The sequence below is a fragment of the Bradyrhizobium sp. LA2.1 genome (assembly GCF_040547725.1).
Classification (GTDB): domain Bacteria; phylum Pseudomonadota; class Alphaproteobacteria; order Rhizobiales; family Xanthobacteraceae; genus Bradyrhizobium; species Bradyrhizobium barranii.
On sequence record NZ_JBEPQI010000041.1, the window covers coordinates 19,324 to 33,616 of the forward strand.

General features: G+C 64.8%; 16 protein-coding genes. 11 read left to right on the top strand and 5 right to left on the bottom strand.

Annotated features, from left to right (window positions below):
* The first annotated feature begins 121 nt into the window (after positions 1 to 121).
* The 5 genes from ABIB95_RS43925 (at position 122) to ABIB95_RS43945 (ending at position 4,148) form a co-directional block, all read left to right on the top strand.
* On the top strand, positions 122 to 736 hold the full coding sequence (locus ABIB95_RS43925; protein ID WP_354248804.1) for a nuclear transport factor 2 family protein: 615 nt from the start codon (positions 122 to 124) through the stop codon (positions 734 to 736).
* A 264-nt stretch (positions 737 to 1,000) separates the two neighbouring features.
* Positions 1,001 to 1,426 carry a hypothetical protein gene (locus ABIB95_RS43930; protein ID WP_071909388.1) on the top strand — a complete coding sequence of 142 codons (426 nt, stop codon included), beginning with the start codon at positions 1,001 to 1,003 and terminating at the stop codon, positions 1,424 to 1,426.
* Positions 1,427 to 1,562: 136 nt separating this feature from the next.
* Positions 1,563 to 3,440: a molecular chaperone HtpG gene (gene htpG / locus ABIB95_RS43935; RefSeq protein WP_354248805.1), complete on the top strand. Its 1,878-nt coding sequence runs from the start codon at positions 1,563 to 1,565 to the stop codon at positions 3,438 to 3,440.
* 126 nt (positions 3,441 to 3,566) lie between these two features.
* Positions 3,567 to 3,845, top strand: coding sequence for a DUF3551 domain-containing protein (locus tag ABIB95_RS43940; RefSeq protein ID WP_063985742.1), 279 nt, complete (start codon positions 3,567 to 3,569; stop codon positions 3,843 to 3,845).
* A 33-nt stretch (positions 3,846 to 3,878) separates the two neighbouring features.
* The gene (locus tag ABIB95_RS43945; RefSeq protein WP_208084371.1) at positions 3,879 to 4,148 is read left to right on the top strand and encodes a DUF3551 domain-containing protein; all 270 of its coding nucleotides are present in this window, start codon (positions 3,879 to 3,881) and stop codon (positions 4,146 to 4,148) included.
* A gap of 44 nt (positions 4,149 to 4,192) precedes the next feature.
* Here the strand turns inward: ABIB95_RS43945 and ABIB95_RS43950 are convergent, their stop codons facing one another.
* On the bottom strand, positions 4,193 to 4,888 hold the full coding sequence (locus ABIB95_RS43950) for an SGNH/GDSL hydrolase family protein (protein WP_208084372.1): 696 nt from the start codon (positions 4,886 to 4,888) through the stop codon (positions 4,193 to 4,195).
* Between the two features lie 284 nt (positions 4,889 to 5,172).
* Between ABIB95_RS43950 and ABIB95_RS43955 the strand changes: the two genes are divergently transcribed.
* The 5 genes from ABIB95_RS43955 (at position 5,173) to ABIB95_RS43975 (ending at position 9,801) form a co-directional block, all read left to right on the top strand.
* Positions 5,173 to 6,987 carry a long-chain-acyl-CoA synthetase gene (locus ABIB95_RS43955; protein ID WP_354120740.1) on the top strand — a complete coding sequence of 605 codons (1,815 nt, stop codon included), beginning with the start codon at positions 5,173 to 5,175 and terminating at the stop codon, positions 6,985 to 6,987.
* Positions 6,988 to 7,135: 148 nt separating this feature from the next.
* A complete protein-coding gene (locus ABIB95_RS43960; protein WP_014491754.1) occupies positions 7,136 to 7,381 on the top strand; it encodes an acyl carrier protein in 246 nt (81 codons plus the stop codon).
* Positions 7,368 to 8,750: a class I adenylate-forming enzyme family protein gene (locus tag ABIB95_RS43965; RefSeq protein WP_354248806.1), complete on the top strand. Its 1,383-nt coding sequence runs from the start codon at positions 7,368 to 7,370 to the stop codon at positions 8,748 to 8,750. Before ABIB95_RS43960 ends, ABIB95_RS43965 begins: the two co-directional genes overlap by 14 nt.
* A complete protein-coding gene (locus ABIB95_RS43970; protein WP_354248807.1) occupies positions 8,743 to 9,465 on the top strand; it encodes an SDR family NAD(P)-dependent oxidoreductase in 723 nt (240 codons plus the stop codon). Before ABIB95_RS43965 ends, ABIB95_RS43970 begins: the two co-directional genes overlap by 8 nt.
* Before the next feature lie 126 nt (positions 9,466 to 9,591).
* Positions 9,592 to 9,801 carry a hypothetical protein gene (locus ABIB95_RS43975; RefSeq protein ID WP_155794867.1) on the top strand — a complete coding sequence of 70 codons (210 nt, stop codon included), beginning with the start codon at positions 9,592 to 9,594 and terminating at the stop codon, positions 9,799 to 9,801.
* Between the two features lie 4 nt (positions 9,802 to 9,805).
* On the opposite strand, the gene ABIB95_RS43980 is transcribed toward ABIB95_RS43975, so the two are convergent.
* Complete coding sequence (locus ABIB95_RS43980; RefSeq protein WP_354248808.1) at positions 9,806 to 10,183, bottom strand: hypothetical protein; 378 nt, start codon at positions 10,181 to 10,183, stop codon at positions 9,806 to 9,808.
* 223 nt (positions 10,184 to 10,406) lie between these two features.
* Here ABIB95_RS43980 and ABIB95_RS43985 point away from each other — a divergent pair, with 223 nt between their 5' ends.
* Positions 10,407 to 11,561, top strand: coding sequence for a DUF3095 domain-containing protein (locus ABIB95_RS43985; RefSeq protein WP_354248809.1), 1,155 nt, complete (start codon positions 10,407 to 10,409; stop codon positions 11,559 to 11,561).
* Here ABIB95_RS43985 and ABIB95_RS43990 read toward each other — a convergent pair.
* From ABIB95_RS43990 to ABIB95_RS44000, 3 genes are all read right to left on the bottom strand, one after another.
* Positions 11,558 to 11,992: a DUF2147 domain-containing protein gene (locus ABIB95_RS43990; protein WP_354114550.1), complete on the bottom strand. Its 435-nt coding sequence runs from the start codon at positions 11,990 to 11,992 to the stop codon at positions 11,558 to 11,560. The two genes, ABIB95_RS43985 and ABIB95_RS43990, sit on opposite strands and share 4 nt — an antisense overlap.
* Positions 11,993 to 12,100: 108 nt before the next feature.
* Positions 12,101 to 13,486, bottom strand: coding sequence for an MATE family efflux transporter (locus ABIB95_RS43995; RefSeq protein ID WP_354248810.1), 1,386 nt, complete (start codon positions 13,484 to 13,486; stop codon positions 12,101 to 12,103).
* Positions 13,487 to 13,568: 82 nt separating this feature from the next.
* Complete coding sequence (locus tag ABIB95_RS44000) at positions 13,569 to 14,096, bottom strand: GNAT family N-acetyltransferase (protein WP_166082717.1); 528 nt, start codon at positions 14,094 to 14,096, stop codon at positions 13,569 to 13,571.
* Positions 14,097 to 14,293 lie beyond the last annotated feature (197 nt).

Sequence of the window (14,293 nt, forward strand, 5' to 3'; positions counted from 1 at the left end):
CGCGCGGCTGTGGGCAATTCGAAGGGCTAGGAAGCCCGCTTGACGGCGGCCAAATTGCCTCGTTCATACGTCGGGTCGATGACATCAGTCGCAACCTCGAGCCGCCAGGGGATTTTTCATCATGGACCAGCAACTCCTCGACCGCCTCGCCATCCGCGACCTCGTCGAGAACTGGGCGGTGTGGCGCGACGCCGGCGACTGGGAGCGTTTCGCCACGGTCTGGCATGACGAGGGCTGGATGTCCGCCACCTGGTTTCAGGGACCGGCGCGGGATTTCATGCGGGTCAGCCAGGAGGGGTTTGCCAAGGGCGTGCGCATCCTGCATTTCCTCGGCGGCACCAGCATCGATCTCGCAGGCGAGCGCGCCATCGCGCAAACCAAGATGACGATCTCGCAGCGTGCTCTGGTGCATGACGTGCTCTGCGACGTCGTCTGCACCGGTCGCTTCTACGATTTCCTGGAGAAGCGGCATGACCAATCAGGTATTGGCCAATGGGGCATCGTCCGCCGCCAGCCGATCTACGAGAAGGACCGGATCGACCCGGTCGATCCCGCCGCAACGCTTCAACTCGACCAAAAAGCGCTCGCCGCACTGCCCGAAGGCTACCGCCACCTCGCCTATATGCAGGAGCTGATCGGCTACAAGGTCAAGCGCGACATGCCGGGCCTGATCGGCACTGAAGTCGAGAAGCTCTATGGCGAGGGGCGGGACTGGCTGGCAGGGAAGCCGAAGTGAGGCTCAGACAAAAGTAAGGCGCGACTGGCATCACCACAGTCGCGCCCTACGTCGCCGGCTTATGGGGCAGGGGGGAATAGCCGGCTGTTGAGACGACTCTCGGGCCTGAGAGTCGTTCCAGGCGGGTGAAAATTTTTTTGTGCGGCCTTTTTATGCGCCCTGCCGTGAATTTCGCACACGGTTAAGTGATCTTAACAGCTGAGAACTGCCGGTCCTCCCATCGCGTTGTTCCCGCGATCGCCATGGGGCGAGGGATCGACAGCCATGTTGCAGATGCAAAAGGTATTTTTGGGTGTTGTCGCGATTGCCGCGACGCTTGGTGCCGTCCAGGTCGGTGCCGTCCAGCTGGCCTCTGGCCATGATCTGGCCGACCGCTGGCAGGCGGTCGCCGACAGGCCCACGCAAGATGCGGGTCACAACGTCAACCGTTCCGGCAAGGCCGACCGGTTCGCCGACGTCAAGCAGGCCCCGGTTCCCACCCGCACCGTGTCGATGCGGCTGAACGATCTGGCCGAGACGTCGGTGCTGCTGCGGGTCCGCGCGGTCATCGAGACCGGCAACGCCAAGCCGCCGGTGCTGCTCCAGAACCGGAAGCAGGGTCCCAAGCGGCCGACGATTGCCTGCGAGCCGATGGTCAGCTCCCTGACCGAGGTCGCAAAGCTGCTCCAGCCCGGCCGCTGTGTGACCTGATTCTTCTTCGCCGCCCTTGGCCGCCACGGACAAATCGCCTTCCCGCCGGGAGGGCGATAGTTCACGTCCACTTGATCCCCTATCCCCTCGCGTTATATCCCGGGTTTCTTTCCCCTTTGATTGACCGGGTAAACGCATGACGACGTCAGATACGGCCGCGCATACGCAGCCTTTCCAGGCCGAGGTTTCCGAGCTTTTGCACCTCATGGTGCACTCCGTCTATTCCGAGACCGACATCTTCCTGCGCGAGCTCGTCTCCAACGCATCGGACGCCTGCGACAAACTGCGCTATGAAGCCATCGCCAGCCCGGCGCTGCTGGGCGAGGGCGACGCGCTCAAGATCCGGATCATCCCCAACAAGACGGCCGGAACGCTCACGATCGCCGACAACGGCATCGGCATGGAGCGCCAGGAGCTGATCGACCATCTCGGCACCATTGCCCGCTCCGGCACCAAGGCGTTCGTCTCGAAGCTGAAGGAGGCCAAGGACGGCCTCGGCCTGATCGGCCAGTTCGGGGTCGGCTTCTATTCCGCCTTCATGGTCGCCGAGAAGATCGTCGTCGTCAGCCGGCGTGCCGGCGAGAGCGACGTGTGGAGCTGGACGTCCTCCGGCGGCTCCGGCTTCGAGATCGCGCACGCAAGCGATGAGGAAGTGGCGCGCGTGGCACGCGGCACCGAGATCGTCCTGCACCTGAAGGACGACGCCAAGAAGTATCTCGAGACCTACGAGATCGAGCGCATCGTCAGTGCCTATTCCGACAACATCCTGTTCCCCATCGAGCTGGTGCCGGAAGAGGGTGAGCCGCGCCAGATCAACTCGGCGAGCGCGCTGTGGCAGCGCTCCAAGTCCGAGCTGACGGCCGAGGACTACAAGAAGGCCTATCAGCAGATCGCCTCCGCCTTCGACGATCCCGCGATGACGCTGCACTACCGCGCCGAAGGCCGCTATTCCTACGCCGTGCTGCTGTTCGCGCCGTCGACGAAGCCGTTCGACCTGTTCGAGCCGAACCGCAAGGGCCGGGTGAAGCTTTACGTCCGCCGCGTCTTCATCACCGACGATGCCGATCTGCTGCCCGGCTATCTCCGCTTCATCCGCGGCGTGGTCGACAGCGAAGATCTCCCGCTCAACATCTCGCGCGAGATGCTCCAGAACAATCCGCAGCTCGCGCAGATCCGGAAAGCCGTGGCGACCCGGGTCGTGTCCGAGCTCGAAAGCCTTGCCGACAAGGACCCGGAGAATTTTGCCAGGATCTGGGACGCCTTCGGCGCGGTGCTGAAAGAAGGCATCTACGAGGATTTCGAGCGGCGCGAAAAGCTGCTGTCCCTGTCGCGCTTCACCACCACCTCGGGCGAGAAGCGTTCGCTGAAGGACGTCATCGCCGGTTTCAAGCCGAACCAGACCGAGATCTATTATCTCGTCGGCGACAGCATCGAGCGGCTGAAGTCCAATCCGCGGCTGGAAGCTGCGACCGCGCGTGGCATCGAGGTGCTGCTGCTGTCGGATCCGGTCGACGCCTTCTGGACCTCGATGCCATCGGAGTTCGACGGCAAGCCGCTGAAATCGCTGAGCCAGGGCGATCTCAATCTCGACCTGATCCCGCGCACCGACGAGGCCGACGAGGCGAAGCAGGACGAGCCGGCCGCAGACGAGGCTGCCACCATCGCGGTGATCAAGGCCGCGCTCGGCGAGCGCGTCAGCGACGTCAAGGTCTCGACGCGCCTCACCAGTTCTGCCTCCTGCCTCGTCGCCGACAGCCAGGGCCCAAGCCGCGAGCTCGAGCGCATCTTGTCGCAGCAGAACCGCGGCATGCGCACCAAGCCGATCCTCGAGATCAATCTGCGCCATCCGCTGGTAACGGCGATCACCAGGGCGCAGGCCGGCTCCAGGGCGGTCGACGATCTCAGCCTGCTCCTGCTCGAACAGGCGCAGATCCTGGACGGCGAATTGCCCGAAGATCCTGCCGCGTTTGCGGCAAGGCTCAACCGGCTGGTCCTGCAGGGGCTGGGCGGGTAGGCGCGCAGCGCACCCTGCTCACCTTGCCGTCATCCGCCGGAGGAACAGTCGCCTCCGGCGTGGTGTTATGCCATAGGAGGACGTCGGCATCAGATCCGACGCCGCCATCGATTCGAGGATGTCTCCATGCGCCTGCCTGTCCTGACCCTCACCGCGATTGCCACGCTGTTCGTGGCGGCAGATGCCGACGCCCAGACCTATGATCCGCGCTATCCGGTGTGCATGCACGTCTATACTTCGGGCGGCCGGGGCGGTGGCGGCGACTATTACGACTGCTCCTTCACCTCGATCCCGCAGTGCCGGGCCACGGCGTCGGGCCGCGCGGCGAGCTGCGATGTCAATCCCTATTACGCCTACAACGAACCGCCGCCGCCCCCGCGCAAGCGTCACAAGAAGGTGCAGTAGTTGTTCGCGATGCGGCACGCAGCAACATCCCTCATGCGTTTCTCATCCGGCCTGATCATCACCGTCGGCGCGCTGACCGCAGCTGCGCCGTCGCATGCGCAGACCTTTGATCCCAGCTATCCCGTCTGCATGCACGTCTATTCCGGAGCGAACGGCGGCGGCGGGGAGTGGTACGATTGCTCCTTCATCTCGCTGCCGCAGTGCCGCGCTACGGCGTCGGGCCGCGCCGCGACCTGCGATCTCAATCCGTATTATCCGGTCAACGTTGCGCCGCCGCGCCCACGCTACAGGCGAGGCGGCTAGCGCCGATCGCTCGTTCGGCGCCCGATCCAACGGAGCATGCAGAACTAGGTGTCGTGAGGCGTCGCCGCGAAGATCGCGTCGGTCAATTGCCAGGTCATCTTGTCCGTGGTCCAGTCGCTGGCGTGCAGCCTGGTGTCGTCGCCCGGGTCGACCAGACGGTCGAACGAGATCCTTGCGACCTCGTGCCAGGCCTTCATCAGCGCGAAGCGGCGGAAGACGTTGACCTGTTTGTCGTACGCGATCTGGCTGATCGCCTCGACCATGGCGTCTGCTTTCTGGCACTTGGCCGGTGTCAGCACCGCAGGCACATATTGAAGGTCCATCAGGATCACGTCGATCCGCTTCGCGCCGAGCAGCTGGTCGACACCTTCGCGGATGGCCTTCGTGGTGTCCGTAAACGAGGGACCGTCGGCTTGCCACACCGAATTGGTGCCGACCTGCCAGATGACGAGATCGGGATTGAGATCGAAGACGTCGTGCTCGAACCGCTTCAGCTCCAAAGGAGCGTCTTCGCCGCCGACGCCCCGGTTGATCACCTCGATTCCGACATTTGGATATTTGATCCGAAGATCCGCCAGCAGCCGCTGCGGATAGGGCGCGATGCCTCCTTCGCCCGCCGTGGTCGACGAGCCGATCGCAACCACCCTGGCCTGCCCACCCTTCACGCGGTCGGCGAAATTCGTCAGGCGCTGCTCGAACGGCGCGGCCTGGACCGGAAACTCTGACGGATCGAGAGCCACGGACGCCTCCCTTTCGTAGCCCTGACAACGCAGGGTAGAAAAGCATAGCCCGTTTACCAGGGGGCGCCTAGCGTCGGCGAGGCCGGATCGCTGCTCCTTCCTGATCCCCGACAACTCGACCAGCTTGCGCCGGCGGTCGGTCGCCGCCGTCTGCATGCCGCCGAACTCGCCCGCGTCGGATGGCCAGAGTTAATCACGTACTAACCTGGCTTTACCTTGTCTCTTAACACCTGGGCAGGGCGTGCGAGCTAAGCTTGGGGAAACAGCAGATACGTTCCGAAAGAATGGACGGCATGACCACCGGCGTCATCGAGCAACCGAAAGTCGCGCGCGCACCGTCGGCTTCAAAGATCTGGCTGAAGGCGATCGAGCTCACCGCGCGCATCGAGACGCTGCCGGGCCGGCTGTTCGCCGACGTCGTCGACGATTGGGCGCAGCGTCAGCCCGATCGCACCGCGCTGGTCGCAGATGAGACAACGATCGACTACGCAGGCCTCTCGAAGCGCATCAACCGCTATGCGCGCTGGGCGCGCTCGGTCGGCGTGGCCAAGGGGGATACTGTTGCGCTGATCATGCCGAACGGCATCGACTATGTTGCCGCGTGGCTCGGCATCAGCCGGGTTGGCGGCGTGGTCGCGCTGATCAACACCAGGCTGGTCGGCCAGTCGCTCGCGCATTGCGTCGATGTAGCCAGGCCGTCGCACATCATCGTCGCGCACGAGCTCATGGAAGCGTTGGACGGCGCGTCGCCGCACCTGAAGACAGCAGCAAAAGTCTGGACCCATGGCGATGCCCGCGGCGAGCGCGCGATCGACGTCGCACTTGCCGCGCTCGAGGACGGGCCGCTCTCGCCGGACGAGCATGGCGACGTGACGATCAACGACCGTGCCCTGCTGATCTACACCTCCGGGACCACCGGCCTGCCGAAGGCGGCGAGCATCAGCCACCGACGCATCCTCAACTGGGGCTTCTGGTTCGCCGGCCTTACCGGCGCCACCCCGCAGGACCGGCTCTATGATTGCCTGCCGCTGTTCCACTCGGTCGGCGGCATTGTCGCGCCGTGCAGCATGCTCGCCGCCGGCGGCTCCGTGGTGATCGCGGAAAAATTCTCGGCCTCGAACTTCTGGCCCGACATCGTGCGGCACGACTGCACGCTGTTCCAGTACATCGGCGAGCTCTGCCGCTACCTTCTGAAGGCGGCGCCGTCCGAATACGAGAACCGTCACCGCCTGCGGCTCGTCTGCGGCAACGGCCTGCGCGGCGACATCTGGGAGGATTTCCAGAACCGCTTCGCCATTCCGCGCATCCTCGAATTCTATGCGGCGACGGAAGGCAATTTCTCGCTGTTCAACGTCGAGGGCCAGCCGGGTGCGATCGGCCGCGTTCCGCCATTGCTCGCGCATCGCTTTCCGGCGGGGCTCGTCAAGCTCGATCCTGATAGCGGTGCACCCTTGCGCAACGAAGAGGGCTTTTGCGTTGCCTGCGCCCGGGGCGAGGCCGGCGAAGCCATCGGCCGCATCGGCGCCGCCGATGAAGGCGGTGGCCGCTTCGAGGGCTATACCGACGCCGGCGAAACCGAGAAGAAGATTTTGCGCGACGTCTTCGCCAAGGGCGATGCCTGGTTCCGCACCGGCGATCTGATGCGGCTCGATGACAAGGGCTTCTTCCATTTCGTCGACCGCATCGGCGACACCTTTCGTTGGAAGGGTGAGAACGTCGCGACATCGGAAGTCAACGACGCCGTGCGCGATTTCACCGGCGTGATCGATGCCACCACCTATGGCGTCAGCATCCCCGGCACCGATGGCCGCGCCGGCATGAGCGCCATCGTCGTAAACGAGGGGTTTGACATCGAGGGGCTGCCCGCCCATCTCGCGCAGCGCTTGCCGGCTTATGCCCGCCCCGTCTTCATCCGTATCTCCCGCGAGCTCGATGCGACCGAGACGTTCAAGCAGAAGAAGGGCGAGTTGGCCCGGGAGGGCTTTGATCCGGGGCTGATAGGCGAGCCGCTGTTCATGCTCGACCCGAAATCCGGCGCCTATGTTGCCTTGGACGCGGACGTGCACGCAGGGATCATCGATGGCGCGATCAGGCTCTAGCCGCACGAAAATCCGCCAGATAGGTCCAATTTTATCTGAATTGTCCAAGAAGCCATTTACTTCTGTCGGGTAAACAACACGGGCCTTGGGGAGGCGGTCATCAAGAGCCGCTGCAACACGAACCATCAATAACAAGAGTGAGCCAGCCATGTCGGTAAGGTCTAAGGTCATCGAAGCGATCCAGCAGATCGCCAAGGAGCAGCACGTCACGCTTCCTGCGCTCTCGGACGATCTGTCCCTGCACGAGACGGGTTTCGATTCCCTCGCCTTCGCAATTCTGGTGGCGCGCCTCGAGGACGAGACCGGCGTCGATCCCTTCACCATTTCCGAGGACGTAGCGTTCCCCGCCACCGTGGGCGATTTCGTGCGGGCCTACGAAAATGTCCCCGCGTGAGATTTTCGCGCTTCGCGACTATCTAAGCCCGGAGCTCAAGAGCCGCACGATCTCCGACGCCCATCATGCGGTGTCGCTGACGGACGTCCTCGGGCACACGGTTCTGGGCGGCCGCCTGCGTGAGCTGGCGGGCCGCTCTGTCCTGCTGAAGCTGTCGGACCAGCTCAAATCGGGCCTCGCCATGATCGAGCTCGACGGTGTCGCGCGGCGCATGCTGCTGTGCCCGCCCGATCTCAATCCGGCGCATCTCGACGCGCTGATCGCGGACGCCGAGATCGATGCTGTTGTCACCGACGAGCCCGCGCAATGGGCCACAAAGACAATCGCGCTCGTCGTCACCGCGCAACTGCCGCTTCAGGCCGCCACGCCGGCCAAGACCGAACGCGCCACGGAATGGCTGATGCTGACGTCCGGCACGTCGGGCGTACCAAAAATCGCCGGCCATACGCTGGAAGCATTGACGGGCGCCATCGTCGCCGAAGGCCCTGCGCGCGGACCCGCGCCGGTCTGGGCGACATTCTACGACATTCGCCGTTATGGTGGCCTGCAGATCTTCCTGCGCGCGGTTCTCTCCGGCGGCTCGATGGTGCTGTCCGATCCGCATGAAGCGCTCGGCGATCACGTCGCGCGCCTGAACACGCGCGGCGTCTCGCATATCTCCGGCACGCCATCGCACTGGCGCAAGCTCTTGATGAGCGGCTCGGCCGCGCAGTTCGCGCCGGGATACGTCCGTCTGTCCGGCGAGATCGCCGACCAGGCGGTGCTCGACGGCCTGAAGGCCGCGTTCCCGAACTCCTCCGTTGGTCACGCCTATGCCTCGACCGAGGCGGGCGTCGGCTTCGCCGTCAATGACGGGCTGGAGGGCTTTCCGGCCGATTATCTCGGCAACCGCAACGGCGTCGAGATGAAGGTCGTCGACGGCTCGCTGCGCATCCGCTCGACGCGCACGGCGCATGCTTACATCGGCCGCAATGCGGCCGCGCTCACCGATGACGACGGGTTCGTCGACAGCGGCGACATCGTCGAGTTGCGCGGCGACCGCTATTATTTCGTCGGCCGCCGCGGCGGCATCATCAATATCGGCGGGCTGAAGGTTCATCCCGAGGAGATCGAGGCGGTCATCAACCGCCATGCCGACGTGCGGATGTCGCGGGCGAAATCGCGCCGCAGCCCGATCACCGGCGGCATCGTCGTCGCGGACGTGATCCTTGCCGACGGCACCGATCAGGCGCGGGTGAAGGAGATCCGGGACCAGATCCTGGATCAATGCCGCGCGCAGCTCGCGTCCCACAAGGTGCCGGCGGTGATCCGCTTCGTCGATGCGCTCGACGTCACCCCGGCCGGAAAACTGGCGCGCACCGATGCATAATGTCCTCGTCACCGGCGGCAGCCGCGGCATCGGCCTTGCGATCGGCAAGCGGCTGGCTGATGCCGGTTTTAATGTGATTGCAGCGGCACGGCGCGAGAGCGAAGAGCTCAGGGCGGCGATCGACCTCTCCGAAGGGCGCCTGCATTTCCGCGCCTGCGACCTCGCCGTGATCGACGCGATCCCGGCCTTCGCGAAGCTTATCCGGGACGAGTTCGGCCCGATCTACGGCCTCGTCAACAATGCCGGCCTCGGCACCGAGGGCCTGCTCGCCACCATGCACAATTCCGAGATCGAGGCGCTGGTGCAGCTCAACGTGCTGTCGCCGATCATCCTCTCCAAATATGTCGCGCGCCAGATGATGGCCGACGGCGCCGGCCGCATCATCAATATGTCCTCGATCATCGCGACCACGGGCTACAACGGCCTGTCCGTCTACGGCGCGACCAAGGCCGCCGCCACCGGCTTCACCCGCTCGCTCGCACGCGAGGTCGGCAAGCTCGGCATCACCGTGAACGCGATCGCGCCTGGTTTCATCGACACCGAGCTGACCCACAATCTCTCCGACGAAGGACGCAAGCGCATCGCCGGCCGCAGCGCGCTGCGTCGCCTGCCGGAGACCGACGATGTCGCGCGCATGGTGGAATATCTGCTCGGTGAGGGCGGCCGCAACGTCACCGGCACCGTATTCACGATCGATGCCGGGAATACGGCGTAAGCGGAACTCCGCCGCCACGATTGAGTTGATCCGTCGCGATGACATCAAGCCGGATTTGGTCGTAAGATGCCCCGCAATCGATTGGCTTACGTCAATCGATCTGCCCTAATCGAGAGGGAGCAGTCGATGGCCACTTCAAACATGACCGCTTCAAATCAAGCCCGGATCGAGGAGCCTCGCGCGAAGCCGGACGATGTCCATTGCCCCCCGATGACGCATCAGAATTCCGGCGGACACGGTCATGAAATGTATCCGCAGCAATTTGTGCGCCTGGTCGGCTGCCACGACCTCTCTCTCGACGCCCTGCGCAAGCGCGAGGACGAAAAGCTGCACTAGGCGTTCACTTCGGCAGGTCAATCCGCTCGCGTGAAAATTCCGGCGGCCCTTCGGTCAGGCGGCGTATGCGGCGTTCGCGTTCGTCCGTTGGCAATGCGGGGTCGAGCAGCCGCTCGATCTCGTGCACGGCCAGCGCCTCGATCCTGGTGGCATCGGATGCGACCGGCTGGGCCGACGAGAATGCCGGGGGCGCGACCTTCAGGCCCAGTTCGACCAGCTTGCAGATCGCAGCCGAACGCGACAAGTGATGAGCTTCAGCCCAGGCGTCCACGACCGCGGTCAGTGCTTCCGGCATCTTCACCGCGCTGAGCGGATCGAGCCCCGTGCGCCGGTGCACCGGAGCGGTCGAGTCCTTGTTGCCGAAGTCGGGCACCTCGATCATCCCATCAATCTCTGGAGATGCCGCTACCATAGCCGCTCTTCCGGCCGGCTGTTTGACGCCGATCAATGACGGATCGCGCCATTCGCGGCGGCGCGATCTTGTTGTCCGGGTGCATTTCGGCCAATGATCGGGAATCGAAAGAGGGGCGCCGGCCGGCGAACCCGGATCGATCCTGCCTCGTATCTTTCCTCGGACGCGCTTCCCAACCATCCGGTATCACCCGATGACATCAGGCGAATCCTTCTACGGCGGCATTCCCGTCTTCCGCGGCTTCACGAGCCTGATGGACCCCGCGCTCTATGCGCCGCTGCCGGATGATTGGAACATCGGCGTCGCCGATATCGTCGATTCCACCAAGGCGATTGCGGCGCAGCGCTACAAGGCGGTCAACATGGCCGGTGCGGCCGTGATCGCGGCGGTGACGAACGCATTGGAGGGGCGCGAATTCCCTTTCGTGTTCGGCGGCGACGGCGCGAGCTTTGCGGTCGCGCCTTCTGATGTCGAACGCGCCCGCGAGGCGCTGGCCGCGACCGCGACCTGGGTGCGGGAAGATCTCGATCTGAAGATGCGCGTCGCGCTGGTGCCGGTGAGTGCGATTCGCGCCCAAGGGCTCGACGTGCGTGTCGCGCGCTTCGGTCCGTCGGCCAATTTGTCCTATGCGATGTTTTCCGGCGGTGGGCTCGCTTGGGCCGATGCCGCCATGAAGCGCGGCGAGTTCGCGGTTGCCGAGGCGCGGGCGGGCACGCAGCCCGATCTTTCCGGCCTATCCTGCCGCTTCGAGGTGATGCCGGCCGCGCGCGGCCTGATCCTGTCGGTGCTGGTGATGCCGGCGCGCGGTGTCGATCCGCACGCCTTCCGCAAGGTGATCGAGGACATCATTCATCTCGTCGAGCGCAGCCCGGATGGCGGCCGCCCGGTGCCGCCGCAGGGGCCGCCGCTGAAATGGCCGCCGCAGGGTCTGGAATTCGAAGCCCGCACCAAACGCGGCGGTCCGCTGGTCGCGCGCCGCGCCCGCGTGCTGGCCTACACGCTGTTCGTCTATCTGATCATGCGTTTCGACCTCAACGTCGGCGGTTTCGTGCCAAACGTCTACAAGCGCCAGGTGGTCGAGAATTCTGACTTCCGCAAATATGACGACGGCCTGCGCATGATCCTCGACTGCACCCCGCAGCTCGAGCGCGCGTTGAGCGACCGTCTCGTGGCTGCGGCGCGCGACGGCATCGTGCGCTACGGCCTCTACCCGCAGGACGCCGCGATGATGACCTGTTTCACGCCGTCGGCGCTGCGCAGCGACCACGTCCACTTCATCGACGGCGCGCGCGGCGGCTACGCGTCGGCGGCGACGGCGTTGAAGGCGATGATGGCGGGCGCGAGCTAGCGTCCCGCGCGCGTCCAGGTCTCGCCGCCGCAGAGCGCGCCGACGCAACCTTCGACCCGCAGCGAATCCGCACCAGTCACGGAGACGTTGCTCGCATAGGTGCTGCCGTCATCGGCATTGTAGATCTGGCCCGACCACTTGTTCGGCCCTGAGGGCTCCATGCCGCTGAACAGCGGCAGGCCGATCATCGCGCGTTTGGCGAGCGCGGGATTGGGATTCTTGCTGTCGGTCGCAGGCTGGCCGGTCGCGGTGTCATAGGGCTCGCGCAGCCAGACGATATGGCCGCAGATGCCGCCGCCGCATTTGCTGATTTTGACGCGTGCATCGCCGGCCTGGGTCAGCCAGGTCCCATCGGCGCTCTGCGCGTGGGCGGCACTCGCACCAAACAGTGCAGTCAGGATGACGGAAAGGATGGCGAATCTGCCGAACATAGAGAGAGCCCCCGAAAATGGAGGCGCCTCAATAGCAGTCCGGCAGGATAGTGCAACGCTGGATGGAATTACATTCCTGCGTTTATCTGCCCGCTTATTTGCCTGCGCTCATTTGCCCCAGCGGGCGAAGGCGACCGAGGCTGCGGTCGAAAGTCCGAACACGACCATGGCGCCGCCGACCAGTGCGAACAACGTCCAGGCCGGCGCCTGCGCAGTCATGAGACCGACGCCGCCGATCGCGACGATCAGCAGCCGCGCCGTGGAGGCCAGCACCGGACCGCCGACGCGCGCTGCGCCTTGCGAGGAAAAATACAGCGACACGCCCATGCCGAAGAACACGAAGGCCGGACCGGCCCAGTGGAAATAGCTGTGCGCCGCCGCGGTGACGCCGGGATCCCCGGTGAAGAGCGATACCCACAGCGCCGGATCAAGCGCGATGACGAGGCCGATCAGGCCGACGGTCAATCCCGAAGCCGCGGCCGCGGTCCAGGCGACACGCCGCGCGCGTTTCACATGTCCGGCGCCCATCGCCATGCCGACCATCGGCACCGAGGCGATGCCGAAGGCGAAGGTGATCGGGATCAGCAGGAATTCCAGCCGCGAGCCGATGCCGTAGCCGGCCAGCATCTCGGTGCCGAAGGTCGCGAGGATTTTTGTGAAGATCAGAATCGTGAGCACGGTCTGGAGCGGCGACAGGCAGGCGACCGCGCCGACCTTGAGGATGTCCAGGAACATCGCGCGTTCGAAATGGAAGGCGCGGACCTTCAGCGGCAGACGGCTGCGGCCGGACAGGAGATACCAGAGGAAGAAGATCGCCGCGCAGGTGAAGGCGATCAGCTGGCCGGCGGCGACACCGGGCATGCCGAATTGCTTCACGCCGAACAGGCCGAGCCCCAGCGTGCCGCCGAGCGCGATCTGGAGCGCGCTCGCCCCGATCAGCGTCATTGAAGGCAGGCGCATGTCGCCGGTGCCGCGGATCACCGAGGCCAGCGTGTTGACGAGCCAGATCGCGACCGCGCCGGAGAACAGCATTTGTGAATAGCCGCTGGCTTCCTCGAGCACGCGCTCGCGTCCGCCGAGCAGCGTGAAGAAGCTGCGGCCGAAAGCTAGCATCATCACCGTGAAGAACAGCCCGCCGCAGAGGCCGATGATGGCGGCATGCAGCGCCAGCGTCGCGGCGCGGTCACGATCGCCTGCGCCGAGCGCGCGGCTGATCGCGGACGAAACGCCACCGCCCATTGCGCCCGCGCTCATCATCTGCGTCAGCATCGCGAACGGAAACACCAGCGCGATCGCCGCCAGCGGAATGGTGCCGAGCCGGCCGATATAGGAGGTCTCGGCAATCGCAACCAGCGTGCTGCCGACCATCGCGATCATGTTGGGGATCGCGAGCCGCAGCAGTGTCGGCAGGATCGGCGCCGTCAACAGGCTCGCAATGGGGGAAGCGACCGGTGAACGTGGCGGCGCGGCGTCTGCGGAGGCGTCGATCGTCATGTTCACCGGGCGGAATATTGGATGACGATCGACATCTTATCGGGCGCAGCATCTTCGCGCCAGTCCTCCCCTCACGCAGGGCTCACCAGGGCAGGCCGCATAGGTCGATGGTGCCCAGCGTCGGCGCGCGGACGATGTTGAAGACGTAGGGCGCCATGTAGTCGAAGCGGATCCGACCCTCCGGCTGCTCGCAATAGACCTCGCCCTTGAAGGGCAGCCAGCTGCGGGCCTCGTAGAACGCAAAATTGTTCGATTCGGAGAACAGCAGCCCGAAACGGACCGCCTCGTTGGCGCGCATGGTGTGGATGGCTGCGTCGATCGCCATGGTCGCGTAGCCGCGGCCGCGCCGGTCCTCGCGGGTGCAGACCCCGCCGATGCCGCCGATGTGAACCTTCTGTCCATTCCAGGTGACGGTACGGAAGTAGATGCCGACGTGGCAGACGAGGCCGTCCTCGGGCGTCTCGATCAGCACGCGAAGGTCGGCATTGGCCCATTTAACGTGGCTCCACGACGGCTTCTCCGCGGCGTCTTGGCCCCAGACCGCGCTGAGCAGCGGCTTTGCGATCGGCCACGAGGCGTCGCCGTTCAGAATGTCGATCTCGATGCTCATTGCTTTCTCTTTTGCGTCTCCGCGCCGTGGTGCGTTCGTTCTGCCATAAGCGCCTCAAAGGCAATGATATTTTACAGCCTGTCGAAGCGCGCCCCACGATGCGTCGATTTTATGCAATCCGGCCAATCGGCCGCATCACGCAATTTCGCAAATTGGCGGTATTTAACGGCGGTGGAACCTTCTATAAGAGTCCCCGT